The sequence below is a fragment of the Tardiphaga sp. 709 genome, from assembly GCF_032401055.1.
Lineage (GTDB): Bacteria > Pseudomonadota > Alphaproteobacteria > Rhizobiales > Xanthobacteraceae > Tardiphaga.
The window spans coordinates 3,025,473-3,051,788 of record NZ_CP135529.1; the positions used below are offsets into that span (position 1 = coordinate 3,025,473).

General features: G+C 61.9%; 25 protein-coding genes. 17 read left to right on the top strand and 8 right to left on the bottom strand.

The window, feature by feature from the left end; genetic code table 11:
* Positions 1–144: 144 nt before the first annotated feature.
* From RSO67_RS14890 to RSO67_RS14915, 6 genes are all read right to left on the bottom strand, one after another.
* Positions 145–837, bottom strand: a complete 693-nt coding sequence (locus tag RSO67_RS14890; protein ID WP_410001859.1) for an OmpW/AlkL family protein — start codon at positions 835–837, stop codon at positions 145–147.
* Between the two features lie 180 nt (positions 838–1,017).
* A complete protein-coding gene (locus tag RSO67_RS14895) occupies positions 1,018–1,284 on the bottom strand; it encodes a hypothetical protein (RefSeq protein WP_315844059.1) in 267 nt (88 codons plus the stop codon).
* 149 nt (positions 1,285–1,433) lie between these two features.
* Positions 1,434–3,344: a propionyl-CoA synthetase gene (locus RSO67_RS14900; protein ID WP_315844060.1), complete on the bottom strand. Its 1,911-nt coding sequence runs from the start codon at positions 3,342–3,344 to the stop codon at positions 1,434–1,436.
* A 67-nt stretch (positions 3,345–3,411) separates the two neighbouring features.
* The gene (locus RSO67_RS14905; protein ID WP_315844061.1) at positions 3,412–3,945 is read right to left on the bottom strand and encodes a hypothetical protein; all 534 of its coding nucleotides are present in this window, start codon (positions 3,943–3,945) and stop codon (positions 3,412–3,414) included.
* Between the two features lie 3 nt (positions 3,946–3,948).
* Positions 3,949–4,950 (bottom strand): tetratricopeptide repeat protein, encoded by a 1,002-nt coding sequence (locus RSO67_RS14910; protein ID WP_315844062.1) that lies wholly within the window; start codon positions 4,948–4,950, stop codon positions 3,949–3,951.
* 29 nt (positions 4,951–4,979) lie between these two features.
* A complete protein-coding gene (locus RSO67_RS14915) occupies positions 4,980–5,921 on the bottom strand; it encodes a TAXI family TRAP transporter solute-binding subunit (RefSeq protein WP_315844259.1) in 942 nt (313 codons plus the stop codon).
* A 206-nt stretch (positions 5,922–6,127) separates the two neighbouring features.
* Between RSO67_RS14915 and RSO67_RS14920 the strand changes: the two genes are divergently transcribed.
* From RSO67_RS14920 to RSO67_RS14940, 5 genes are all read left to right on the top strand, one after another.
* Positions 6,128–8,143 (top strand): TRAP transporter fused permease subunit, encoded by a 2,016-nt coding sequence (locus tag RSO67_RS14920; protein WP_315844063.1) that lies wholly within the window; start codon positions 6,128–6,130, stop codon positions 8,141–8,143.
* 87 nt (positions 8,144–8,230) lie between these two features.
* Positions 8,231–9,187, top strand: a complete 957-nt coding sequence (locus RSO67_RS14925) for a TAXI family TRAP transporter solute-binding subunit (protein ID WP_315844064.1) — start codon at positions 8,231–8,233, stop codon at positions 9,185–9,187.
* Positions 9,188–9,227: 40 nt separating this feature from the next.
* Positions 9,228–10,199 (top strand): TAXI family TRAP transporter solute-binding subunit, encoded by a 972-nt coding sequence (locus tag RSO67_RS14930; RefSeq protein ID WP_068729346.1) that lies wholly within the window; start codon positions 9,228–9,230, stop codon positions 10,197–10,199.
* Between the two features lie 223 nt (positions 10,200–10,422).
* The gene (locus RSO67_RS14935) at positions 10,423–11,670 is read left to right on the top strand and encodes an MFS transporter (protein ID WP_315844065.1); all 1,248 of its coding nucleotides are present in this window, start codon (positions 10,423–10,425) and stop codon (positions 11,668–11,670) included.
* A 277-nt stretch (positions 11,671–11,947) separates the two neighbouring features.
* Positions 11,948–12,949 carry a tripartite tricarboxylate transporter substrate binding protein gene (locus RSO67_RS14940; RefSeq protein ID WP_315844066.1) on the top strand — a complete coding sequence of 334 codons (1,002 nt, stop codon included), beginning with the start codon at positions 11,948–11,950 and terminating at the stop codon, positions 12,947–12,949.
* A gap of 1,051 nt (positions 12,950–14,000) precedes the next feature.
* Here the strand turns inward: RSO67_RS14940 and RSO67_RS14945 are convergent.
* Entirely contained in the window at positions 14,001–14,468 is a 468-nt protein-coding gene (locus RSO67_RS14945) for a hypothetical protein (protein WP_315844067.1), read from the bottom strand.
* A 209-nt stretch (positions 14,469–14,677) separates the two neighbouring features.
* On the opposite strand from RSO67_RS14945, the gene RSO67_RS14950 reads away from it, so the two are divergent.
* The 4 genes from RSO67_RS14950 (at position 14,678) to RSO67_RS14965 (ending at position 17,291) form a co-directional block, all read left to right on the top strand.
* Positions 14,678–14,980 (top strand): hypothetical protein, encoded by a 303-nt coding sequence (locus tag RSO67_RS14950; protein ID WP_176454733.1) that lies wholly within the window; start codon positions 14,678–14,680, stop codon positions 14,978–14,980.
* A gap of 144 nt (positions 14,981–15,124) precedes the next feature.
* Positions 15,125–16,372, top strand: a complete 1,248-nt coding sequence (gene argJ, locus RSO67_RS14955) for a bifunctional glutamate N-acetyltransferase/amino-acid acetyltransferase ArgJ (RefSeq protein ID WP_315844068.1) — start codon at positions 15,125–15,127, stop codon at positions 16,370–16,372.
* Positions 16,369–16,896: a hypothetical protein gene (locus tag RSO67_RS14960; RefSeq protein WP_315844069.1), complete on the top strand. Its 528-nt coding sequence runs from the start codon at positions 16,369–16,371 to the stop codon at positions 16,894–16,896. The genes argJ and RSO67_RS14960 overlap by 4 nt, the downstream gene beginning before the upstream one ends.
* A complete protein-coding gene (locus RSO67_RS14965) occupies positions 16,893–17,291 on the top strand; it encodes a (deoxy)nucleoside triphosphate pyrophosphohydrolase (protein ID WP_315844070.1) in 399 nt (132 codons plus the stop codon). Before RSO67_RS14960 ends, RSO67_RS14965 begins: the two co-directional genes overlap by 4 nt.
* Here the strand turns inward: RSO67_RS14965 and RSO67_RS14970 are convergent.
* The gene (locus RSO67_RS14970; RefSeq protein ID WP_315844071.1) at positions 17,288–18,136 is read right to left on the bottom strand and encodes a methyltransferase domain-containing protein; all 849 of its coding nucleotides are present in this window, start codon (positions 18,134–18,136) and stop codon (positions 17,288–17,290) included. The genes RSO67_RS14965 and RSO67_RS14970 overlap by 4 nt on opposite strands.
* A gap of 197 nt (positions 18,137–18,333) precedes the next feature.
* Between RSO67_RS14970 and RSO67_RS14975 the strand changes: the two genes are divergently transcribed.
* The 8 genes from RSO67_RS14975 to RSO67_RS15010 all read left to right on the top strand — a co-directional run bounded on the left by RSO67_RS14975 (position 18,334) and on the right by RSO67_RS15010 (position 26,314).
* Positions 18,334–19,143: a ComF family protein gene (locus RSO67_RS14975; protein ID WP_315844072.1), complete on the top strand. Its 810-nt coding sequence runs from the start codon at positions 18,334–18,336 to the stop codon at positions 19,141–19,143.
* A gap of 31 nt (positions 19,144–19,174) precedes the next feature.
* Entirely contained in the window at positions 19,175–19,450 is a 276-nt protein-coding gene (gene grxC / locus RSO67_RS14980; protein WP_315844073.1) for a glutaredoxin 3, read from the top strand.
* Positions 19,447–20,346 carry a carbon-nitrogen hydrolase family protein gene (locus tag RSO67_RS14985; protein ID WP_315844074.1) on the top strand — a complete coding sequence of 300 codons (900 nt, stop codon included), beginning with the start codon at positions 19,447–19,449 and terminating at the stop codon, positions 20,344–20,346. The genes grxC and RSO67_RS14985 overlap by 4 nt, the downstream gene beginning before the upstream one ends.
* Positions 20,343–20,813 (top strand): DUF1178 family protein, encoded by a 471-nt coding sequence (locus RSO67_RS14990; protein ID WP_315844075.1) that lies wholly within the window; start codon positions 20,343–20,345, stop codon positions 20,811–20,813. Before RSO67_RS14985 ends, RSO67_RS14990 begins: the two co-directional genes overlap by 4 nt.
* Positions 20,814–21,166: 353 nt before the next feature.
* Positions 21,167–23,110: a PrkA family serine protein kinase gene (locus RSO67_RS14995; RefSeq protein ID WP_315844076.1), complete on the top strand. Its 1,944-nt coding sequence runs from the start codon at positions 21,167–21,169 to the stop codon at positions 23,108–23,110.
* A 25-nt stretch (positions 23,111–23,135) separates the two neighbouring features.
* Positions 23,136–24,407 (top strand): YeaH/YhbH family protein, encoded by a 1,272-nt coding sequence (locus RSO67_RS15000; protein ID WP_315844260.1) that lies wholly within the window; start codon positions 23,136–23,138, stop codon positions 24,405–24,407.
* Complete coding sequence (locus RSO67_RS15005; RefSeq protein ID WP_315844077.1) at positions 24,404–25,939, top strand: SpoVR family protein; 1,536 nt, start codon at positions 24,404–24,406, stop codon at positions 25,937–25,939. The genes RSO67_RS15000 and RSO67_RS15005 overlap by 4 nt, the downstream gene beginning before the upstream one ends.
* A 99-nt stretch (positions 25,940–26,038) precedes the next feature.
* Positions 26,039–26,314: a metal/formaldehyde-sensitive transcriptional repressor gene (locus RSO67_RS15010; protein ID WP_315844078.1), complete on the top strand. Its 276-nt coding sequence runs from the start codon at positions 26,039–26,041 to the stop codon at positions 26,312–26,314.
* Positions 26,315–26,316 lie beyond the last annotated feature (2 nt).

A 26,316-nucleotide genomic window follows, 5' to 3' on the forward strand; every position in this document is an offset into this window, starting at 1 on the left:
GATGTTGTCCTGATGGTGCGGTGGTGTGGAGCGGGGCACCCAACAGGATGGGAGCGCCGAAAGCAACCGTTGCACGGCAAAATCGCAAAAAAGAAGGACCGACTGACATCGGCCCTTCAGTCACACAGTGAGAGATCGAAAGAATCAGAACTTGTAGGTGATACCCGTGCCGACCAGCCACGGATCGAGCTTGACCTGACCGGTGATCGCCGCGCCGCTGGCCAGCGTGCCTTCCCAATCCGGGCGCATCCACATCTTCTTCACATCGACGTTCCAGCCCCAATGCTTGTCAATCATGTAGTCGAAGCCGAACTGCAGCACCGGCGCCGCGGTGTCTTTCAGACGGCTGTTGGTCACGCCCACACCGCTGGCACTCTGGCTGAAGAACCAGGTGTAGTTCACGCCAGCGCCGATATAGGGCTTGAAGGCGCCGAACTGCGTGAAGTGATACTGGAAGGTCAGCGTCGGCGGCAGCAGCCAGGCCTTGCCGACATCGAGGCCGGCGATGGCGCCGTCACCGGTGACGTGATGCTTGGTGATGCCAAGGATCAGTTCGGCCGCGAGGTTCGGCGTGAAGAAATACGAGATGTCGAGTTCGGGAACGACCTGATCGGAGGTCTTCAGGCTGGAGCCCGGCACCTGGTGAACCGTACCGCCATTCTCCGGAATGACGCCAAGCACGCGCAGACGGATCATCCAGGGATTCCACGCGTCGACCACCGGCGCCTTGTAATAAGGCGTCGCGGCCGGAAGATCGGCGGCCCCTGCCGCCGTCGTCATGCTGGTCATCGCCGTTGCCGCCATCAGCAACGACATGGTCGTGAAAATTCTCTTCATCGCGAAGCGCCCTGTCTTTCGATTCGTTCGGGGTGAACGATCTCACCCGATCAAATCCGAAAGACGCTCGCCGCGGCGCCCGCACGTTGATCTCAATCAAAAGCAAACGACCGCACAGCGTCTCGCTGCGCGGTCGTTGCCTTTGGGAGACACAGTTTTGCGGAATATCAATCGCCGGTGTTACGGCCGGTTCGGATTGTTCAGCATATATTCGCCGAGATTGCGCTGCGCGCGGTCGGCACGGTTGATGGCATTGCTGCGCTGAACGTCGCGGTCCTTGCGGCAGGCCGCATATTCCGGCGAACCGACAGCAACACCATTGGCGCGGCAGATCGCGTCATCGTCGTCGCCGAGGCTCGACATCGGAATATCGGTACGGCGCGCGCAGGCACCGAGCAGCGTCGCGGCCAGCGTCAGCGCGATGAGAGAGGTCGAGGTCAGTCGCATGCAAGGTTCCGTTACTTGATCTTCTCTGTCATTGCCGGGCTTGACCCGGCAATCCAGCTTTGCCGTTTGAAAGGAAGATGGATGCCCGGGTCAAGCCCGGGCATGACGTGAGAGTGTTTAGCGCCAAATGCGGGATTTGTAAGGTCTGCTCAGACCCTGCCCTTCAGCGCCGCGCCGATTTCGTCCAGCGACTTCGGATCCTCGATGGTCGCGGGCATGGTCCAGCTGTCGCCATCCGCGATCTTCTTGATGGTACCGCGCAGGATCTTGCCGGACCGCGTCTTCGGCAGCCGGCCGACGGCGATGGCGAGCTTGAAGGCCGCGACCGGCCCAAGTTTCTCGCGCACCAGCGCGACCACTTCCTTCTCGATGTCAGCAACCGGCCGCTCCACGCCGGCCTTCAGCACCAGGAAGCCGCACGGCACCTCGCCCTTGATCGTATCCTTGATGCCCAGCACGGCGCATTCGGCGACGTCAGGATGCGAGGCCAGAATCTCCTCCATGCCGCCGGTGGAGAGGCGATGGCCGGCGACATTGATGATGTCGTCGGTGCGGCCCATCACATAGACGTAGCCGTCCTCATCCAGATAGCCGGCATCGGAAGTTTTGTAGTAGCCGGGAAATTCGTTGAAATAGGCTTCCTTGCAGCGCTCGTCCTGCTCCCACAATGTCGGCAGACAGGCCGGCGGCATCGGCAGCTTGATGACGATGGAGCCCATGGTGCCGGCAGGCAGCGGCTTCGCAGCTTCATCCACCACCTCGACCTTGTAACCGGGCATCGGCACCGTCGGCGAACCGTGCTTCACCGGCAACTGGCCAAGGCCGACCGGATTGCCGGCGATGCACCAACCGGTTTCGGTCTGCCACCAGTGATCGATCACCGGCACCTTCAGTTGTTTCTCGGCCCAGTCCACCGTCGGCGGATCGGCGCGCTCGCCGGCCAGAAACAGCGTGCGGAAATGCGAGAGATCGTATTTGCGGATGAAACTGCCGTCCGGATCGTCCTTGCGGATGGCACGAAAAGCGGTCGGAGCCGTGAAGAAAGCAACGGCCTTGTGTTGGGAGATGACACGCCAGAACGCGCCGGCATCCGGCGTGCCGACCGGCTTGCCCTCATACATGACCGAGGTCGCGCCATGGAACAGCGGCGCATAGACGATGTAGCTATGGCCGACCACCCAGCCGATATCGGAGCCGCACCACCAGACCTCGCCCGGCTTCACGCCGTAGAGATTCTGCATCGACCAGGCGAGCGCGACGGCATGGCCGCCATTGTCGCGCACCACGCCCTTCGGTTTGCCGGTTGTACCGGACGTATAGAGGATGTAGAGCGGATCGGTCGCCAGCACCGGCACGCAATCCGCGGACTTCTTCGCCGCCATCGCCTTGCTGCGCAATTCAGCCCAGTCGTGATCGCGGCCGACCACCAGATCGCAGCCATGTTGCGGCCGCTGCAGGATGATGCAGCCATCGGGCTTCGCGCTGGCGAGCGCGATCGCTTCATCCAACAGCGGCTTGTATTGCACGATGCGGCCGGGCTCGATCCCGCAGCTCGCCGACAGGATCAGCTTCGGCCTCGCATCGTCGATGCGTGTCGCGAGCTCCTTCGCTGCGAAACCGCCGAACACCACCGAATGCACCGCGCCGATGCGCGCACAGGCGAGCATGGCGACCACAGCCTCAGGCACCATCGGCATATAGAGGATGACGCGATCGCCCTTGCCAACACCAAGGTCCTGCAGGATGGCGCCGAGCACCTGCACCTCATGCAGCAGCTGCGCATAGGTGAATTTCCGGACCTCACCCGTCAGCGGCGAGTCGTGGATCAGCGCGACCTGATTGGCGCGTCCGTCAGTGACATGGCGATCCAGCGCGTTGTAGCAGGTGTTGAGCACGCCGCCGACAAACCAGCGGCCGTAGAGACCCACGGACGGATCGAACACCTTCTTCGCCGGTTCGATCCAGTCGATCGCCTTCGCGGCTTCGCCCCAGAAACCTTCGGGGTCCACGAGCGAGTGCGCGTGAACCTCGTGATAACGGCTGGCATTGCGATTTGTCATTGGCGTCTCTCCCGCCCCGGCTTTACCGCCGGAGTTCATTGTCTCGTCATTGTCACGGGATGGCCGGCTATTTCAAGGGTGCCTTTGGTTGTGGCTTGACCGACATCTCGACGCCGATCCGCTCGATCTCCTGCGCCAGCGCCTTGTAATTGGCACGCGCTGTCTCGAATTGCGGATCGAGCTTGATCGCCGCACCGAAATCGCGGACTGCGCGCGGCCGATCGCCCTTCTTGCGCCAGAGTTCGCCGCGCGCATTGAAGAGAACGGCCTGCGTCGGATCGAGCCGCAGCGCCGCATTGTAATCGGCGATGGCACGATCGGTCTCATCCTTGCGGCTGTAGACACCGGCACGCGCGATCAACGCTTTCAGCCGGTCGGCCCGCTCGGTCTTTTCGTTGTCGATCAGCGTGCTGCAAACTGCGAGAATCTTCTCGTCATCGCCTGACGCAACTGCTGCAACGCACAGCGCGGGATCGACGGGCACGGCGGCTGCGGGCTCGTTGACCGCTGGCGATGCTCTATCGGGAGCCACGCAACATAATACGAACAGGACGCTGATGACGCGCGGCACGCTGCCCGCATATGAATTGCGAAAAGTCATTGTCTATCGCGTGCTCGCATCGGCGGATGGATGCAATCCGACCGCCGGCCTGCGCGCCGCCACCCGATATTTCTCAAGCTGCTTGCGATGTCGCAAAGCGATATCCAGCGTTGAATCGATCTGAACGGCTGCGTCGAAATCGGCCAGCGCGCGCGCAGGGTCGCCCTTGTCGCGCCAGGCGACGCCGCGATTGTTGTAGGCCATCGCCAGCTCCGGCTGAAGCTGCAGCGCCGTCGTGTAGTCGGTGATAGCGCGATCATATGCGCCGCTGAGGCTGAAGGAATTTCCGCGGTTCACGAAATAGCTGGCCTTCGGCTCCAGCCGGATCGCCGCATCGAAATCCGCAATCGCGCGGCCATAGGCATTGTTGCGCGCATAGGACTGACCGCGCGCATCGTAATGTTCCGCGGTCGGCTCCAGGCGAATGATGTCGCTCTGGTCGTCGATCACCAGATCGAAGCGCTTGACCTTGGCATAGGCGGCGGCGCGATCGAGCAAGCTCTGCACCCGATTGGGATCGAGGCGAACAGCTTCGGTATAGTCGCGGACCGCGAGGCGATTTTCGTGCATCGATGCGAAGGTCGCGGCGCGGCTCGCAAATAATTGAGCCTCGTTCGGCCGCAGCTTGATCGCGCGGTCGAAGTCATCAAGCGCACGGTCGAACTTCTTGCCGGCCGCAAGCGCCTTGCCGCGGGCTTCGAGCGCTGCGGCCGAGAGGGGATCGAGCTGAACCGCCAGATCGCCATCCGCAACGGCGAGGTCGACCTGTTCCAGCCTGAGTTGCAACCCGGCGCGCACGATCAGGGCATGAACGCGGTCCGGCAATGCCGCCGTCGAGCCGATCACCAGGCCGCAGATGCCGAGCATCTGCTCGGGCGGCAAGGTGTCGTCATTCGCGCAGGTGGCAGCGGCCTCGGCCGCACCCTGCGCCCGGACAGCCGCATAGGGCAGCGATGCCGCCGCAAGAGCGGCGCACAGAAACAATGTCCGGAACGGATGACCCATGAAAGCCCCAGCAAGCCAGCCAGACCACTCTACCTGATCAGGCCCCGCTCCCGATAGTAGCGCAACGCGCCGGGATGCAGCGGCACCGGACTTTGGCTCGCGGCGCTGGCAAGCTTGATCTCGTGACCGGCGCGATGCGCGACCGCCAGCTCGTCGAGACCATCGAACAGACGTTTTGTCATCTGATAGACAAGGTCGTCCGACACAGCCGTGCTCGTGACCAGATAATTCATGACCGATGTGGTCCGCACGGGTTTGTCCTGGCTGATATACGTCCTGGCCGGAATGGTGTCCGGCTTGAACGGCGCGCCGATCTTTCTGACCAGCGAGGGCGGCACCGGCACGATGACGATATCCGTGGCCTCGCTGAGTTCCTTGATCGATGTCACGCCGAGACCCGCAGACTGCAGCGTGGCATCGAGCTTCTTCTCGATCATCAACTGGGTGGACTCGGCAAAGGAGATGTATCTGATCTCGCCGAGATTCTCGTAGCGCAGCCCGGCAGCGCCGAGAATGGCGCGGGCGTTCAGCTCGGTGCCTGATCTCCGCTCGCCGACCGAGAGGCTCCGGCCCTTGAGATCGTTCAGCGTCCTGATCCCGCTCTCCTTGGTGGCAACGATCTGGATATAATTCGGATAGAGCGCGCCGATCACCCGCAACCGGTCCTGCTTGCCGTCAAAGCCCGCCGTGGCATTGCCGGCCCAGGCGTCCTTCAGCGCGTCGCCGAGCGCAAAACCCACCTGCCCTGTGCCTTGCTGCAGCCGCGAGAGGTTTTCGACAGAACCGTCGGTTGTCTGCACCGAAACCTTCGCGCCGGGAATATCCGCATAGATCATTGCAATCGACACGCCGAGCGGAAAATAGATCCCGGACGTGTTGCCAGTCAGCAGCGTGATCGATGGCTCGGCGCGTGCGGTTGCACTGCATAGGACGACGGCACTCGCCAGTGCCGCCAGCAGGCGCTTCCTCATATTCATTTTAGTCCTGTCATTCAGCCCGCGAAAGTGAACCGCGGTCCTCATGGGGTCAACGGCGTTGCAAGAGCGAACGCCGTTGTCGCGACGAAAGTTTCACCGGTAAGCCCTTGCGCCAGCCGGGTAAAACGGCATGAATGCGCCGCACTCAGAAGAATAAGGCCGGCAAAGCCGGCTGCGGGAAATATCCCGGGGGATGAAACATGGCTGACCAAAAATCAAACGCGAGCGATGAGACCGTTGCTGTCTCCGACGAGGCATTGGCAAAGGCTGAAGCGTTCATCGAAGCCGATGAAGGCGCAACAAATCGCCTGCTTGGCTGGGCCGGGACGATCTCCACCGGCATCGCCGTGGTGATGAGCCTGTTTCATCTCTATGCCGCCTACGCAATCGTGCCGACGCAGGAGCTGCGTTACGTCCATGTCGCCTTCACGCTGATACTGAGCTTCCTGCTATTCCCCGTCGCAGCGCGCTTCCGCAACCGCGTGCGCTGGTGGGACATCGTGCCGGGCATCGTCGCCATCGGCACCATTGCCTATGCGTTGTGGGGCGGCGACGATTTCACCGACCGTGCCACTCTGCCGGATCATATGGATGTCATCGTCGGCATCGTCTTCATCGTGCTGCTGCTGGAAGCGACGCGCCGCACCACCGGCCTGATCATGCCGGTCGTGTCACTGTTCTTCATCGCCTATGCGATGCTCGGCCCGCATCTGCCAGCGCCATGGACCCATCGCGGCTACGACCTGCCGCGTCTCGTCGGTCATCTTTTCATCACACTGGAGGGCATCTTCGGCGTCGCGGTCGACGTGTCGGCCACGCTGATCATCCTGTTCACGATCTATGGCGCGTTCCTGTCGATGTCCGGCGCCGGAAAGTTCTTCATCGATTTCTCGCTATCCTTGATGGGGAACAAGTCGAACGCCGCGGGCCGCACCGTGGTGCTGTCCTCGTTCCTGCTCGGCGGGCCTTCCGGCTCGGGCGTCGCCACCACGGTGATGATCGGCACCGTTGCCGCCCCGATGCTGGCCAAGGCCGGTTTCGAGAAGAACGCTGCCGGCGGCTTGCTGGCCGCGGGTGGTCTCGGCGCGATCCTGTCGCCGCCGGTGCTCGGCGCTGCCGCGTTCCTGATCGCCGAATTCCTCAAGATCAGCTATCTCGACGTGATCTGGATGGCGACCATCCCGACCTGTCTCTACTACCTGTCGCTGCTGATCATGGTCGAGATCGACGCCAAGCGATACGGCGCCCACAATGTCAATGTCAGGCCTGAGCTCAGCCTCGGCGTGATGATGAAGCGTTACGGGTTCCACTTCATCTCCCTGCTCGCCGTCGTCGTCTTCATGATCATCGGCTACTCGCCGTCACTGTCGGTGTTCTACGCCACGCTCGTCACCTTCGTGCTCAGTTTCCTGCGCAAGGATACCGCGCTGGTGCCGAAGAAGCTGGTGAAGGCGCTAGCCGACGGCTCGATCGGCGCACTCAACGCCGCAACCACCTGCGCCTGCGCCGGCATCGTGGTCGGCGTCGTGACGCTTACCGGCCTCGGCCTCAAATTCTCGTCGATCGTGATTTCCTATGCGGGCGGCAGTCTGTTGCTGACGGCGATCTATACGGCGTTGATCGTCTGGATCATCGGCCTCGCCGTGCCGGTCACTGCGTCCTACATCATCTGCGCGGTGATCGCGGCACCGGCGCTGATCAAGCTCGGCGTGCCCGATTATGCCGCACACATGTTCATCTTCTATTACGCGGTGCTCTCGGAAGTCTCACCTCCCACCGCGCTGTCGCCCTTTGCGGCCGCTGCCATTACCGGCGGCGATCCCTACAAGACCACGCTGCAATCGTGGAAATACACACTGCCGGCGTTCCTGGTGCCATTCGTCTTCGTCTGCGATCCGCAAGGCGTCGGCCTGCTGCTAAACATTCCGAAGGGCGGCTCGTGGGTGGACATCGTCGAGATTACCTTCAAGACCACGCTGGGACTGCTGGCACTCGCCGCCGTCGCGCAGAACTGGGCACTGCGACAAAATACACCGATCGAGCGCGGCCTGCTTCTGCTATCGGGATTACTGCTGGTGTTCCCGAGCCTGATCGAGGCAATCATCGAATCGATCATCGGTCGCGACATCAGCTACACATTCGTGCCCGGCCTCATCATCGGCCTCGGCGTGCTGGTGTGGCAGGTAAGGACGAGGGCGCAACCGGCGCCGGCATGACCAACGACAGAAACGAATAACGTCAAGTTATCGCATGACAGCGGACGCCGCAGATAAGCGGCGCCGCCGACTTCAGGGAGTGACGCGATGAGATGGACAGCCTTTAGCCTTGCACTGCTCGGCATCGCCTGCGCGGCGACCGGCGCTTCTGCGGAAGACAAGACCATCGCCATTGCGACCGGCGGGACCGGCGGCATCTTCTATCCGCTCGGCGGCGGGCTCGCGAACCTGCTGTCGAAGAAACTGCCGCATACCCAGGCCACCGGCGAAGTCACCGGCGGCAGCGTCGACAATATCAAGCTCCTGGAAACCGGCCAGGCCGATCTCGGTTTCATGACTGGCGACGTCGCATCCGACGCCGTAAAGGGCGAGAACAAGTTCAAGAAGCCCGTTCCGCTGCGCACCATCGTCGCCGTCTATTCCAGCCCGGTGCATGTGGTGACCATCGCCGGCACCGGCATCGAGAAATTCGCCGATCTGAAAGGCAAGCGCATTTCCGGCGGCGCGCCGGGCAGTGCCACCGAGGCGCAGACCTTCCGCCTGCTCGAAGCCGCGGGCCTCGACAAGGACAAGGACGTCAAGCGCGAACGTCTGTCGGTGGCGGAATCCGCGTCCGCGCTCAAGGATCGCAAGATTGATGCCTTCTTCTGGGGCGGCGGTGTGCCGACCGCCGCGGTGGTCGATCTCGCGGCGACGCCGGGCGTCACCATCAAGCTGATCGATATCGACTACCTGCTCGAGCCGATCGTGAAGAAATACGGCCAGATCTTCGCACCCAGCGTGATCAAGGCCGGCAGCTATCCGGGCCAGACCACCGACAGCCGTGGCTTCGCCGCCTGGAACCAGATCATGGCCACCGACAAGATGTCGGATGAGACCGCCTATGCGATCACGAAGACGATCTTCGAGAACAAGGCCGATCTCGTCGCCGTCCACAAAGAGGCGGAGAACATCAATCTGGCCACGCAGACATCAGCGCAATCGCCGGCGCCCTATCATCCCGGCACGCTGAAATATCTCAAGGAAGTCGGCGCGGTGAAATAGTCACCGCGACATCACAGGAAAACCGGAGGAGAGGACAACCATGTTCAAGCGTTTCAGAAAGACATCGATTGCCGTGGCGCTGGTCGCGACGGCCGGCCTTGCCGGCGCGGCCATCGCGCAGCAGAAGACCATGGCGATCGGCACCGGCGGCACTGGCGGCGTCTATTATCCGCTCGGCGGCGCCATCGCTAACGTGCTGTCGAAGGCGCTGCCGAACACGCAGGCCACGGCGGAAGTCACCGGCGGCTCGGTCGATAACCTCAAGCTAATCGCCTCGGGCCAGAGCGAACTCGGCTTCAGCATGGCCGACGCCGCGCTCGACGCGCTGAACGGCCAGGACAAATTCAAGAGCGGCAAGGTGCCGCTGCAGACCTTGCTGGTGGTCTATCCGAACCGCATGCATATCGTGACCATCGAGGGCGCCGGCATCGAGAAGATGTCAGATCTCAAGGGCAAGCGCGTCTCCACGGGCTCGCCGGGCGGTGCCACCGAAGTGATGGCGTTCCGCGTCATCGAGGCCGCCGGTCTCGACAAGGACAAGGACATGAAGCGCGAGCGCCTCGGCGTCGCTGAGTCCGTCAACGCCATCAAGGACCGCAAGATCGACGCGTTCTTCTGGGTCGGCGGCGTCCCCACTGCCGCCGTCACCGATCTCGCCGCCACACCCGGCATGAAGATCAAGTTCGTCGACCACGCCGATCTCGCCGCCAAGATGAACGAGAAATACGGCAAGCTGTATTCGCCCTCGACCATCAGCAAGAGCATCTATCCCGGCATGGACAAGGACAACGCCAATACCGAAGTCTGGAACATCATCGTCACCGGCAACAAGATGAGCGACGACGACGCCTACAACATCGTCAAGACGCTGGTGGAGAAGAAGGCCGACATCGTCGCCGTGCACAAGGAGGCCGAGAGCTTCTCGCTCGACAACCAGGTGCAGGAGCGCTCCCCGGTGCCGTTCCATCCGGGCGCGCTGAAATACTTCAAGGAAAAGGGCATCGGCAAGTAAGGCCGGCCTCACCGACCAACCTTTGAGCCGCGACACGCAAGTGTCGCGGCTTCTGTTTGAGGGAATAACAATCCACTCTCCTGTCATCTGCGCCTGATGCGCCAAAGGCGCACGCGGAGTGGGGACGACAGCCGATGGGACAGCGACCGCGTCGAATACCGCGGAACCGGATCAACCAGCCGCCGTTGCCTGCGGGGCACCTCACGTGCCGTGAGGACCATGCGTGCACGACGCCTACAAGACCCAACACCCCCTCGACGCGCTGAACTTCTTTCTTGCCGATGTCCGCGATGGCCTGGGGCCCTATCTCGCGATCTATCTCCTCACGGTTCAGAAATGGGATGAAGCCTCGATCGGCATCGTGATGTCGGTCGCCGCCCTCGCTGGCATCATCGCGCAGACCCCTGCCGGCGCCCTGATCGACAAGACCACGGCCAAGCGCGCCATCGTCATTCTTGCCGCCGTCATCGTCACACTCGGCTCGATCGTGCTGCCACTCTACCCCGGCTTCCTGTTCGTCGCCACGACACAGGCACTGACCGGCGTCGCCGCGGCCGTCTTCGCGCCGGCACTGGCGGCGATCACACTCGGCATTGTCGGCCCCAGAGCCTTTGCGCGCCGGATCGGCCGCAACGAGGCGTTCAACCATGCCGGCAACGCGACGGCGGCGACGTTGGCCGGCGTCTTCGCCTATTCTTTTGGGCCTATCGTCGTGTTCTGGCTGATGGCGGCCATGGCTGCCGCGAGCATTATCGCGACGCTGACGATCCCCGCTGGCGCCATCGATCACCAGATGGCCCGCGGCCTCGGCGATCGCGAGGATACCCACGAGCACGATGCCGCCGAGCGGCCATCCGGCTTTCAGGTGCTGCTGACCTGCAAGCCGCTCCTGATATTTGCCGCCGCCACCGTGCTGTTTCACTTCTCCAATGCGGCGATGCTGCCGCTGGTCGGCCAGAAACTCGCGCTGGTGAACAACGAGCTTGGCACCACGCTGATGTCGGTCTGCATCGTCGCCGCGCAATTGGTGATGGTGCCGGTCGCCATGCTGGTCGGCCGCAAGGCCGATGTCTGGGGCCGCAAGCCGATCTTCGCCTGCGCGCTCGCAGTGCTGGCGCTGCGCGGCGCGCTGTATCCGCTCTCTGACAGTCCCTACTGGCTGGTCGGCGTGCAGACCCTCGACGGAATCGGCGCCGGAATCTTCGGCGCGATCTTTCCGCTTGTTGTCGCGGACCTCACTTACGGCACCGGCCACTTCAATATCAGCCAGGGCGCGATCGCGACGGCGGCGGGGCTGGGCGGCGCGCTCAGTACAGCGATTGCCGGCGTAATCGTGGTCAAGGCCGGCTATAGCGCGGCATTCCTGGCGCTTGCCGCTTTGGCGGGGATCGGCCTCATCCTGTTCATCGTCGCCATGCCGGAGACGCGACCTTCCGACGCACGTCATCAGCCGTTAGTACCAAATGCTTAAGGATGGTATTGCATTGCGGTAGCAACTCGCAGCGCAGCATAGTACCATCCACCCCGTACGTTCCCATGCATGTTGTCCATGGAAACGCCTGATCGGGAGAAGCTGAAAGGACCTGCCGGTTGCGCAGATGAGTCGCAGGAGCGGACCGTCGGGTTCGTTGCCCCAGCCGTGCCGGTTCCCACTTGATCCCGGCCTCCCTTCATTGTCTTAAACACCCTCAATCAGATCGCGCGTCGCAGCCGCGCGGCCTGTCCGACATGCAAAAGGACTCTTCGAGATGTCATCATCGACCCGCTTCCCGTCCCGCCGCTCCGTGATCCTCGGCGGCGCGGCTGCCCTCGGCACCCTGCCGATCCTGTCGCGCCGCGCCAGCGCCGCAGAGTGGCCCACCAAGCCGGTGAAGTTCATCGTTCCGTTCGCGGCCGGCGGCACCACCGACATTCTGGCCCGCGTCGTCGCGCAGAAGATGTCCGAAGAGATGGGCCAGCAGTTCATCGTCGAGAACAAGGCCGGCGCCGGCGGCAACATCGCCGCTGATTTCGTCGCCAAAGCCGAAGGCGATGGCTACACCTTCCTCGTCGGCACGCCCGGCACCCATGCAATCAACAAGTTCGTGTTCAAGAACATGACCTATGATCCGGTCAAGGATCTGGCGTCGGTGATCGTGATCGCCAAGGTGCCGAACCTGTTCTCGGTGACCAATTCGCTGCCGGCCAAAAGCGTCAAGGAATTCATCGAACTCGCCAAGGCCAAGCCGGACGAATATTTCTACGGCACGCCGGGCCTCGGCTCGACCGCGCATCTGTCGACCGAACTGTTCAAATCGATGACCGGCGTGAAGCTGACCCATGTGCCTTACAAGGGCAGCGCCCCGGCACTAACCGACCTGATCGGCGGCCGCGTCCATGTGATGATCGACAACCTGCCGGCCGCGCAGCCTTTCGCGGAGAGCAACCAGATCCGCGCACTTGCCGTTTCCACCAGCAAGCGCTGGGAGCCAATGAAGGACATTCCGACCATCGCGGAAGCTGGCGTTCCCGGCTACGACGCCGCCTCCTGGTTCACCATCGCAGCCCCGGCGAAGACGCCGAAGGAGATCATTGCGAAGCTCAATGCCTCGACCGACAAGTTCATCAAGTCGGCCGACGGCACTGCCCGCCTGATCAAGCTCGGCGCCGATCCGACCGGCGGTTCGCCAGCCGACATGGATGCCTATGTGCAGTCCGAAATCGAAAAGTGGGGCAAAGTCGCCCAGTTCGCCGGCATCAAGCCGGAGTAAAGGCAGCGCGGGGTTGGCAGGGCGTTAGACGCACCTGCCTGTCTCGCTCCCTTCTTGAGCTCAACACATCAAAGGGCACGCGCTGAAGCGCGTGCCCTTTTGCTTTTGAGGCTGCGATTGCTCGCCGCTGTCATTCCGGGGCGCGGCCGGCACTTGCCGGACGCGAACCCGGAATCTCAGTGTGTTTTGCGCTGACTAGAAACTCCCATGCTGGGATTCCGGGTTCGCCTGCGCGAAGGCGCGCAGCCGCCCCGGAATGACAGTCTGAGGCGGCAAGTAACGCCTAAACATTTTTTCCTATCTCCCGTTGACAGCATCTCTATCAGGTTTATATTCCCCTCCGTCCGGCCCCGATGAGAGGGGCGAGCGCGATCGTCACGTTCGCGGGGCTGGATGCGGTGGACGCCGGAGATGCGGCGTCACGCGGTTTGGGGGTGACGTCTGTCTTCGGGCAGGACGGATCTGCGCCAGCACTGCCACTGGCAAGGAGACGGCCGACCTTGGGATGGAAAGAGCCCTGGACAGTGTGACGGACGACCAAATCGAAATGCGTTCGGCCAAGTGCTTTGCGGCTACCCTGTCCCTCCGCCCTGGGACACTAATTTTGGTGATGGGACCGTTCGCCATGGCAGATGTGCAGGCAACCGAAAAAACACCGCAGGCGGAACGCTGGGCACTTGCCCGGCGCCTCCGAAAGTCCTGATGCACTCACAATTGCGGAAGACCGCATTTGGCATCAGGCCCAAGGGTGCAACGGGCACCCGGCGTTCCGCACGCCCTCTCACAAGGGGGCGGGAATGCGAAACACGACGGCGCTCCCGCGCCGCAAACAATGGGGGCGATGACGCATGTCTGAAGGGCAGTGGCTGTTTGACAGTTGAATCTGAAATCGCGTGACGCGCGAACGCCCGAACCAAACGCCGTCATGCGCGGGCTTGTCCCGCGTATCCACGTCTTGGCGACAAAGGAAGGCGTGGATGGCCGGAACCAGTCCGGCCATGACGACCGAGAGCATCCTACGATAACTGCGCCGTGGGAAAAGGAAGACCGTCTACTCGAACTTCATGTCGATGCAGCGCGACACGTCCAAGCCAAGCCCCGAGGGAATCGTGACACAGCCACGAATTTTCTGCTGGGTGTTGTCGCTGACCCACATGGCAAAACCACCATTGCCGAAGAACGAATTGGTGTTCGGCGGCTCGGTCTCCGTGGCATCGAAGGAATAGCTGGAGTCGGTGTCGAACACGCGCGGCTTCTTCACGCAAGCGCCATCGCTCTGGACGTTGATGACTTCCTTGGCATCACGCGTCATCGATAGCGACACCGAGCAACGGAAATATTCCGAGGTCTTCGCATTGAACAGATAGGCATAAGAGCGGCAGGTCGCCGTACTCAGCTTGCCAGCGGCAAGCCCACGCCCGCAGGAGATGCGCTGGTTGTTGCTGAGCTTGAAATCATCCGCCGCAGAAAGACCAGGCGCAAATACCACCGCGCCAACAACCAGAAGACTTTTCACCATCGCTCGCATTGTCGAATCATCCCCATCGCCGAATTCATCGTGGACCGGCTTAGCCCGAATGCGAAAGATAGTCGCCAGACCGCGCTTGCGAAATAACAAACTCTGTCGCGACCGCATGTCGTATTGACGGCCTGTCACCGTTCGTGATTTGTTCAAGACAACCGCGCAGCCGCGATGTACTTTCAAAAACACGTTTCGGAGAATTTGGGATGACCGCTCGAGCCTTTACGATGCTGTGCGCCACGGCGCTGGTGACATCGGCCCTGGCCGGCCCTGCGCTGGCTCAGGCACCGACACCTTGGGTGCTCTCGCCCGACATGGGCTATGGCTACGACGCGTCAGGCAAGACCTTCGCGTACAAGATGGGCACCAACAATGCCAAGTTCCTGCTGAAGGGCGCCAAGAAAGTGCCGAAGAACACGCTCTTCTTTATCGGCGAGAACGGCCAGCTCTATATGCGCAGCGGCCCGTTCCTCGAAGACGACGGCAAGTTCAAATTCGGCCCGGGCTAGTCCCGGTTTCGGACAGGATCATGCGCGACCAGACGGCGCATGACGGAGACATGACATTGCTCCCTTCGCCATGAAGCCCTCTCCCACCACGGTGGCAGAGGTGATACAGAGCGCTTCATCTTTTTACGAAAGCTGAAAGCACTCATGGCCAAGCCGTCCCCCGTCTCCCCCCTCGCCCCGACCGACGTTCCCGAGATGCCCGCCATTGCAGGCGTGCGCCTCGCCACCGCCGCCGCCGGCATCCGCTACAAGGGCCGCACCGACGTGCTGCTCGCGGTGATGGACAAGGGCACGACGGCAGCGGGCGTGTTCACCAAGTCGAAGTGCCCGTCGGCTCCCGTGGAATGGTGCCGCGCCGTGTTGAAAAACGGCAAGGCGCAGGCGCTGGTGGTCAATTCCGGCAATGCCAATGCCTTCACCGGCAAGACCGGCAAGGCCTCGACCAAACTCACCGGCGACATCGCCTCCAAGGCCGTCGGCTGCAAGCCGAACGAGATCTTCCTGGCCTCGACCGGCGTGATCGGCGAGCCACTCGACGCCACCAAGTTCAACGGCGTGCTCGCCACACTGGCGGAAAGCGCCGGGCCGGACGGCTGGATGGACGCCGCCAAGGCGATCATGACCACCGACACTTTCCCGAAGGTCGCCACCGCCACCGTGAAACTCGGCAAGGCCAAGGTCACCATCAACGGCATGGCCAAGGGCGCGGGCATGATCGCGCCGGACATGGCGACGATGCTGTCCTTCATCTTCACGGATGCGCCGATCAGCGCACCCGCATTGCAGGCACTGCTGAAGGCCGGCGTGGAAGATTCGTTCAACGCGGTGACCATCGACGGTGACACCTCGACCTCGGACACTCTGCTGATGTTCGCGACCGGCGCCGCAGCCGCGCAGGGCGCACCGAAGATCACCAAGGCCAGCGATATCAGGCTGAAGCCCTTCGTGAAGGCGCTGAACGTCATTCTCAACGACCTCGCCGAACAGGTCGCACGCGACGGCGAAGGCGCGCGCAAGCTGGTGGAAGTCGTCGTCGAAGGTGCGACGACCAAGGCTTCGGCGCGGAAGATCGCCATGTCGATCGCCAATTCGCCGCTGGTGAAAACGGCAATCGCCGGCGAAGATGCCAATTGGGGCCGCGTGGTCATGGCTGTCGGCAAGGCCGGCGAGCCCGCCAATCGCGACAAGCTCTCGATCTCCTTCAACGGCATCCGCGTCGCCAAACTGGGCGCACGCGATCCGTCCTATGACGAGACCGAAGTGTCCAACGCGATGAAGAATCCGAAGGTGCAGATCAAGGTCACCCTCGGCCTCGGCAAGGGCCGCGACCGCGTGCTCACCTGCGACCTCACCAAGGAATATGTCGCCATCAACGGTGACTATCGGTCGTGAGACTCCTCACGGTCGTCGCATGGGCTTTGATCCTGTCGTCTGGCCAAGGCCAGGCGCAGGAGACCATGACCGACCGGGAGCAGATGCTAACCCGCAGCACCAAGGCGGGTCAGGAAGTTGGCATCGGCTTTGCGGTGCGCTGGAACAAGAATTGCGAACCAGTGCTGCCGCGGCTTTCCATCGTCACGCCGCCAAGCCATGGCAGCCTGTGCGGCAGGACGATCACGGTCACGATACGCAAAAATCTCGTCACCGACGATCAGACCTGTGTCGGGCGACGCACGCGAGCGCTCCAGGTGATCTACACACCCCGCGCCGACTTCTCCGGGCCGGATACGGTGGACTATATGATCGACTGGCGGCGCTTTCGTACCAGGACACATGTCGATATTCAGATCGCTCCGGCGACCGAGCCACTGGCGAAGCCCGCCAATATCGAGACTGCTCCGGGAAAGCCGGGCGATATGATCGTTCCTTGCGCGCCGCTGATGTCGGCCGCGCCCAACTATCGCGAGACCATATGAAACTCGTTCTCGTCGTCGCCTGCGCATTGATCGATCCCGACGGCCGCGTGCTGATCGCGCAGCGGCCGGAAGGCAAGGCGCTGGCCGGCCTGTGGGAATTTCCCGGTGGCAAGCTGGAGCCCGGCGAACGCCCGGAAGCGGCGCTGATCCGCGAGCTCGATGAAGAACTCGGGATCTCCGTGAAGGAAGCCTGCCTTGCGCCGCTGACCTTCGCCAGCCATGCCTATGAGGATTTCCACCTGTTGATGCCGCTCTATATCTGCCGGCGCTGGGAAGGCCTCGCGATCTCCAGGGAAGGCCAGAACCTCGCCTGGGTGCGGCCGAACAAGCTACGCGACTATCCGATGCCGGCTGCGGATATCCCGCTGATCCCGCATCTGATCGATCTGCTCTAGGGCTTCAGCCGCTTCACCGCGTCGGCAAGACTTGCCTTCGCCGAACCCGGCTTCAGCGGCTTCTGCTGGCTCTCATGCGGCGCCCAGCCGGAGAGCCAGATGATGTCGAACGTCGCGCGGATGCGGCCGTCCGGATCGGCGAAACGCTCGCTGTAGATCTGCGCCATACGCAGCAGGGTCGCGCGGCGGAGCGGCGCCCGGCGGCGCTCGACCAGTACATTGGTGGCGCCCATCCTGCGCAGATCCTGCATCAGACCGAAGGCGCTGTCGTAGCGCACCACGACGCGATCGACATCGGTCACCGGCAGCGCAAATCCCGCGCGCTGCAACAATGCGCCGACATCGCGCAGATCGGCCATTGGTGCGACGCGCGGCGAGATGCCGCCTTCGCGTTCGGCTTCCGCCGCGGCGAAGGACTGCCGCAGCTCGGTCAGCGTGTCGCCGCCGAGCATTGCGGCCAGCAGCAGACCATCAGGCTTCAGCGCGCGGCGGATCTGCGCCATGACGCCGGGCAGATCGTTAACGAAGTGCAGCCCGAGCGCGGAGATGACGAGATCGAGCGACGCCGGCGCGAGATTGAGACCATCGCTTTCGACGTCGGGCACGTCGGCATGTGTGAGATGGCCGACACGCCCGGCCACGACGTCATGCAGACGGTTGCCCGGCGTCGCGACGTCAGCGGCATTGTCGAACTGGCGCAGCACCGCCTGCAATCGCTCGTCCATGTCGGCGATGACACGATCCAGCAGGAAATTCTCGGCGCCCAGCCGCGATGCACGCGCCTGCCGCGCTCGCAGCAGAGCGCGATCGAACAGAATAGGTGCGGCATTCGGGGTCTGAGCCATGCGGCTTGGTACGCCGAAGACAAGGGATCTGGCAATCCGTACACTTAGTCCCTCATGGTGAGGAGGCGCATTTGCGCCGTCTCGAACCATGAACTCGCCTGGCTCCATCCTTCGAGACGCGGCCAAGTTGCCGCTCCTCAGGATGAGGCCTGAGATTGTTGCTTGAGAGTCATCAAGGCCCGCTCTAGCCTTCAACCATGGACGCAGAGGCGACAGTGTCATGGTCCCTCCCCGCGCAATTGCGCGGCGCGCTGAGGCTTTGCCGGTCTGCATGGACGCAAACCGCCCGTCTTGCGCTCGACATCGCGCTGCCGACGCTCTGTGTCGCCTGCCGGGAACCCGTCGCCGACGAAGGGGTCTGCGCGGCCTGCTGGGGCAAGCTGTCCTTCATCGCGCCGCCGTTCTGCAGCCGGCTCGGCATCCCCTTCGTCTACGATCCCGGCCCGGGCATCCTGTCGATGCAGGCGATTGCCGATCCACCCGCGTATCAGCGCGCCCGCGCAGCTGTGCGCTATGACGATGTCGCCCGCACGCTGGTGCATCAGTTGAAATATCATGACCGGACAGACCTCGCGCCAATCATGGGTCGCTGGATGGCACGTGCGGGGAAGGAATTGCTAGCGGATGCCGATATTCTGGTGCCGGTGCCGCTGCATTGGCGGCGCGGCTTCAGCCGGCGCTTCAACCAGTCCGGCGCGCTGGCACGGGCAATCGGCCGGCAGAGCGGCGTTGCTATATCCCGCGACGCCTTGCGGCGAATACGCCCGACCGAACACCAGATCGGCCTTTCGCGCACCGAGCGCGCCAGTAATGTCCAAGGCGCCTTCAAGGTCCCGCCTGAACGCCGGGCTGAAATCCAGGGCCGCCGCGTCATTCTGGTCGACGACGTGCTGACTTCGGGTGCCACGACGGACGCCTGCGCACGGGCACTGCTGCGCGCCAAGGCCGCCCAGGTCGACGTGTTGGTCTTTGCGCGGGTTGTGGAGGCCCACAAGGTCCCCATATAATCAGACACTTCCCTGCGAACCGGAGCACCAGATGGCCGCCGCGATTGAAATCTACACCCGCCCCGGCTGCGGCTATTGCAGCGCCGCGATCTCGCTGCTCCAGCGCAAGAAAACTGCATTCACCCATTTCGACACCGCGACCGATCCGAAGCTGCGCCAGGAAATGTTCGACCGTACCTATCCCGGCGCCACCTTCCCGCAGATTTTCATCGGCGGCACTCTGATCGGCGGCTGCGACGATCTCTACGCATTGGACCGCGAAGGCAAATTTGACGCCATGATCGCAGGCGAGAAGGCCACCTCATGAGCCAGACATCCCCGACGTCCGAGCCCCAGACCTTCACCGCCGCCATGGTGCAGATGCGCACCGGCTTGCTGCCCGAGGCCAGCCTCGAACAGGGCCGGCATCTGATCCGCGAAGCCGCGCTCGCCGGCGCCGACTATGTGCTCACGCCGGAAGTGAGCAACATGATGCAGCTCAACCGCACGGCGCTGTTCGAACATCTGCGTCCGGAGGAAGACGACCTCTCGCTGAAGGCCTATCGCGCGCTCGCCGCAGAGCTGAATATCTACCTGCATATCGGATCGCTGGCCGTGCTGGCCAATCCGGAACGCGCCGCCAATCGCTCGTTCCTGATCGGACCGGATGGCAATGTCCTGGCGAGCTACGACAAGATCCACATGTTCGACATCGACCTGCCGAACGGCGAGAGCTATCGCGAATCCGCGAATTATCAGCCGGGCGAGACCGCCGTCATCTCCGATCTCCCCTGGGGCCGCATCGGCCTGACCATCTGCTACGATGTGCGCTTCCCGGCGCTGTACCGCGCATTGGCCGAAAGCGGCGCGTCGTTCCTCACCGTGCCCTCGGCTTTCACCCAGAAGACCGGCGAAGCCCATTGGCACACGTTGCTGCGCGCCCGCGCCATCGAGACCGGCTGCTTCGTCTTTGCGGCGGCCCAGGGCGGCGTGCATGAGAACAAGCGTGCGACCTATGGACACTCGCTGATCATCGACCCATGGGGCGTGGTTCTGGCCGAAGCGACCGGCGTCGAGCCGGGCTTCATTCTGGCCAAGATCGATCCTGCGAAGGTGACGGAAGCGCGCAAGACCGTACCGTCCCTGCAGCACGGCCGCCGCTTCAGCGTCAGCGATCCCAAATCGGGCCCTGACTATCTGCACCTTGTCCGGCAAGCGACATGATCCGTTACGACCTGCGCTGCGAGAAGGGCCATGCTTTCGAAAGCTGGTTCCAGAGTTCCGGCGCCTATGACTCCCAGGTGAAGCGTAAGCTGGTGAATTGCCCGAACTGCGGATCGGTGAAGGTCGAAAAGGCCATTATGGCCCCGCGCATCCTGACCAAGAGCAAGAATCGCCCGGCACCCGCAGAGGCCCCCGCCCCTGACGCCGGTTCCGAGACCACAGCCCCGCTAATGATGGCGGCGCAGGAAGCCGAGCTGCGCGCCAAGCTGAAAGAACTGCGCGATCACGTCACCAAAAACGCGGACAATGTCGGTGAAAGCTTCCCGACCGAAGCCCGCAAGATGCATTATGGCGACATCGAACATCGTCCGATCTACGGCGAAGCAACGCCGGATGAAGCACGGTCGCTGATCGATGAAGGTATCGAGGTGACTCCGCTGCCGGTCCTGCCCAGCGATCGGAACTGAGCGCAACCTCCGTTAACCAGCACTCTTGTGCGCGTTTCGACTCATCCAAACTGCGCCATCGGTACAGGACTCCGAAAGCTTTAAAACATACGGCAACTTTGTGGCGTTCGAGTCACAGGCGTGCACAATCGCTTTGTTAGCCCTTGAGAGATGGCAAAACTCGCCTAACTTATAAGCAAGTGCCTGAATATGAGTCGCGCGCTGCACTCAGATCGCATTGCGCGATTTCGGACCTGGATGTGTCCTGAAGGCTATAGTGCTGATGTTGAGTCGCGATCGGGAAGACGCGTTCCGTTACCACCTTAGGAGCATCGCGACCAACAGGACGGCCGACCAGCAAGGAGAGAGGGATCATGTACAACGATTCTCTGTTCAATGCGTTCGCTAGAAGTTACGAAGCCCGAAGTGAGACGGACATGTCGATGTCCGAGTATCTGGAATCCTGCAGAGGAGACCCGATGCGATATGCGAACGCGGCGGAACGCCTACTGGCGGCGATCGGCGAACCTCAAATGATAGACACGGCCAAGGATCCACGCCTTGGCCGTATTTTTTTGAATCGTACCATCCGTAGCTATCCAGCCTTTGCCGGCTTTCACGGCATGGAAGATACGATCGAACGCATTGTCGCCTTCTTCCGCCATGCGGCGCAGGGCCTCGAAGAGCGCAAGCAGATTCTCTATCTGCTCGGCCCGGTCGGCGGCGGCAAATCATCGCTTGCCGAGCGCCTCAAGGCCTTGATGGAAGTCCATCCCATTTATGTGTTGAAAGCCGGCGACGAACTCTCTCCGGTTTATGAAAGCCCGCTCAGCCTGTTCGATCCGGACACACTCGGCCCGATGATCGAAGATAAATACGGCATTCCACGCCGACGCCTTACGGGCCTCATGAGTCCGTGGTGCTACAAGCGGCTCGAATCTTTCGGCGGCGACATCTCGCAATTCCGCGTCGCCCGTATCCAGCCGTCACGATTGCGCCAGATCGCCATCGCCAAGACCGAACCCGGCGACGAGAACAACCAGGACATCTCCTCGCTGGTCGGCAAGGTGGATATCCGCAAGCTCGAAATCTTCGCCCAGAACGACCCGGACGCCTACAGCTATTCCGGCGGCCTCAACCGCTCCAATCAGGGCGTGCTTGAATTCGTCGAAATGTTCAAAGCGCCGATCAAGATGCTGCATCCGCTGCTGACGGCGACGCAGGAAGGCAATTATATCGGCACCGAAAATATCGGCGCAATCCCGTTCACTGGCGTGATTCTCGCCCACTCCAACGAGTCCGAGTGGCAGAGTTTCAAAGCCAACAAGAATAATGAAGCCTTCATCGATCGTATCTGCGTCATCAAGGTCCCGTACTGCCTGCGCGTCACCGAAGAACAGAAGATCTACGAGAAGCTCATTCAGGGCTCCGAACTTGCCACCGCACCTTGCGCACCGGCGACGCTGGAAACCCTGGCACGCTTCTCCGTGATGTCGCGGCTACGCAAGCACGAGAACTCGACGACCTTCGCCAAGATGCGGGTCTATGACGGCGAAAGCCTGAAAGAGTCGGATCCAAAGGCCCGCAGCGTTCAGGAATACAAGGACGCCGCCGGTGTTGATGAAGGCATGGACGGTGCCTCGACGCGCTTCGCGTTCAAAGTTCTGGCCGCGACCTACAATCACGACACGTCGGAGATTGGGGCGGATCCCGTGCACCTGATGTATACGCTGGAGCAGGCGATCCGCAGGGAGCAGATGCCTGATGAAGTCGAAAAACGTTATCTCGAATTCATCAAGGCCGAACTGGTACCGCGTTATGCGGAGTTCATCGGTCACGAAATCCAGAAAGCTTATCTGGAATCCTATTCGGACTACGGCCAGAACCTGTTCGATCGTTACGTCGACTATGCCGATGCCTGGATCGAGGATCAGGACTTCAAGGATCCCGACACCGGACAATTGCTCGATCGCGAATTGCTCAATCAGGAACTGAGCAAGATCGAAAAGCCGGCCGGAATTGCCAACCCCAAGGACTTCCGCAACGAAGTCGTGAAGTTCTCGCTTCGCTCGCGGGCACAGCACGGTGGAAAGAATCCGACCTGGACGAGTTATGAGAAGATCAGGGAAGTCATTGAAAAGCGCATCTTCTCTCAAGTTGAAGATCTGCTTCCGGTGATCTCCTTTGGATCGAAGAAGGACGGCGAGACCGAGAAAAAGCATGACGACTTCGTCGCACGGATGGTCGATCGCGGCTACACCGAGCGTCAGGTTCGCCGTCTCGTCGAATGGTACATGCGCGTGAAACAGGCCGGCTGACGCAAGGAGCCAACATAACGTGGCCATGCATATCGTCGATAGACGCCTGAACCCGAGCAGCAAGAGTCTTGAGAACCGCCAGCGGTTCTTGCGACGCGCGAAAGCTCTGGTTCAGGGAGCCGTCAAGAAAGCCTCCCAGGACCGCGACATCAAAGACGTCCTGGAAGGCGGCGAAGTGTCCATCCCGCTCGACGGGATGAACGAGCCCCGCTTTTATCGCGAAGGCGGAATTCGCGACCGGGTGTTGCCCGGCAACGTGAAATTTGTGGAAGGTGATTACCTTCAGCGACCGCAATCGAAGAGCGGCAGATCGAACGATGCCGGCGAAGGCGACGGCGAGGATGCATTCCGGTTTGTGCTCAGCCGGGAGGAGTTCGTCGACATTTTCCTCGACGACCTGGAACTGCCGGATCTTTCCAAGCGCAAGCTGGCCGAAGTCGAGAACGAAGGCCTGCGCCGCGCCGGATATACAACGTCCGGCTCGCCTGCCAATATCTCGGTCAGTCGCACCGTGCGCTTGGCCATGGCACGACGGGTTGCGCTGCAGCGACCGCGACCCGAGGCCATTGCGCAGCTGGAAGCTGAACTGGAGCATTGCAGTGACGAGCGCCGCCCCGAATTGCTGGCAGAGATCACGCGGCTGAAATCCAAGATGCAGCGGATTCCGTTCATCGATCCCATCGACATCCGCTATCGCCGCTTCGAAACCATGCCGAAGCCCGTGGCACAGGCCGTCATGTTCTGCCTGATGGACGTCTCCGGTTCGATGTCCGAGCACATGAAGGATCTCGCCAAGCGGTTCTATATGCTGCTCTACGTCTTCCTCACGCGTCGCTATCGCAAGGTCGAGATCGTCTTCATCCGTCACACCGACCGCGCCGAGGAAGTCGACGAGCAGACCTTCTTCCATGGCCCCGCGTCGGGCGGCACGCTGGTGTCCAGCGCACTGCAGGCCATGCATGAGATCATCCAGTCACGCTATCGCCCCGCCGACTGGAATATCTATGCCGCACAGGCCTCGGACGGCGACAACTCCTATGCCGACGGCGATCTCTCCGGTCGCCTGCTCAAGGACATGATCCTGCCGGTGACGCAGTTCTTCGCCTATCTGGAAGTAGGCGAATCCGGCAGCCATCCGTTCGAAATGTCGGAATCCTCACTGTGGACGCTGTATCAGCGGCTGCGCGCGGAAGGCGCGCCGCTGTCGATGCGCAAGGTCAACGACCGCAGCGAGATTTTCCCGGTGTTCCACGACCTGTTTCAGCGTCGCCAAGCCAAGGAGAGGGTGGCTCCATGACAGACCGTCTCTATGAAGGTGCCGACTGGGACTTTGTCACATTGCAACGCATCCACGATGCCTGCGAGGAGATCGCCGAAAAGGAGCTCGGCCTCAACGTCTACCCGAACCAGATCGAAGTCATCACCGCCGAACAGATGCTGGACGCCTACTCGTCCGTAGGCATGCCGCTGTATTACAAGCACTGGTCGTTCGGCAAACAATTCGCCCATCAGGAAGCGTCCTATCGCAAGGGCCTGATGGGCCTGGCCTATGAAATCGTCATCAACTCGTCGCCATGCATTTCCTACCTGATGGAGGAAAACACGGCGACGATGCAGACGCTGGTGATTGCCCACGCCGCTTTCGGCCACAATCACTTCTTCAAGAACAATTATTTGTTCAAGCAGTGGACCGACGCCGACGGCATTCTCGACTATCTCGATTTTGCCAAGGGCTATGTAGCGCAGTGCGAGGAAAAACACGGCCGCGCAGCGGTGGAGCAGACACTCGACGCCGCGCACGCGCTGATGTCACACGGCGTCGATCGCTATCCCGGTAAGAAATCGCTGGATTTGCGGGCCGAGGAAAAACGCGCCAAAGAACGCCGCAATCACGAAGAAACTTCGTTCAACGATCTATGGCGCACGGTGCCGACGGGGCGGACGAAGAGTGCTTCACTGCTCAGCGCGGAGCGACGACGCGCTCTGCTCGGCCTCCCGCAGGAAAACCTGCTGTACTTTCTGGAGAAATCCGCACCGCGCCTGAAAATCTGGCAGCGCGAACTCATCCGCATCGTTCGGCACATCTCGCAATACTTCTACCCGCAAGGTCAGACCAAGGTGATGAACGAAGGCACGGCCACTTTCGTGCACTATCGCATCATGAGCCGGCTGCATCAGACCGGACAGATCTCGGACGGCAACTTCCTGGAATTCCTGCAGTCGCACACCAATGTCGTGTTCCAGCCGAATTACGACGACCGGCGCTTCTCGGGCTTCAACCCCTATGCGCTCGGCTTCGCAATGATGCAGGACATCGAAAAAATCGTCACGGATCCGACCGACGAGGACCGCGCGTGGTTTCCCGATATCGCGGGCAAAGGCGATGCGATGGCCGTCCTGCGCGATATCTGGGCGAACTACCGCGACGAGAGCTTCGTCAGCCAGTTCCTTAGCCCCCGACTGATGCGCCACATGCGGATGTTCCACCTGCATGACGATCCGGCCGTGTCGGAAGGCATCCGCGTCGACGCCATCCATGACGAGCGCGGCTATCGTCGCGTCCGACGTGTGCTGGCCCGTCAGTACGATGTCGGCCTGATCGATGCGAATATCGAAGTGGTGGACGTCGATCTCGCCGGTGATCGCCGGTTGATGCTGAAGCATTCGGTGCTCAATGGCGCCCTGCTTAATGAGCCCGATGCGAAACGGGTGCTGCAGCATCTCGCCGATCTCTGGAGCTACGACGTCTCGCTTGCCGAGGTCGATGCCTCCGGCCTGGTGCTCAAGGAACACGTCGCCCATCCTCGCGTGATGGCCGCGGCCGCCTGATCGATCCCTCTCCGTCTCCTCCCGCAAACTCCTCCCCTGCCCGGCTTTTTGCCGGGCGGGACTTTCGCTTGGACGAAATATAGGGTAGGGGCCTATCCTATGTCACATCTCACCGCTAACAAGACCAAACTGCTTGCCCGTGTTCGCCGCCTCGCCGGCCAGATGGCCGCCATTGAGAAGGCCATTACGAAGGACGCCGACTGCGCCACGATCCTGCATCAGGTCGCAGGCGTGCGCGGCTCCGTGAGCGGGCTGATGGATGAACTGATCGAGGACCATGTCCGCGAGCATGTCGCCCATCCCGGTCTCAGCGCCGACGACCGGGCGGCCGGCGCCGAAGAACTCATCGCCGCCATCCGGCGCTACGCGAAATAAGG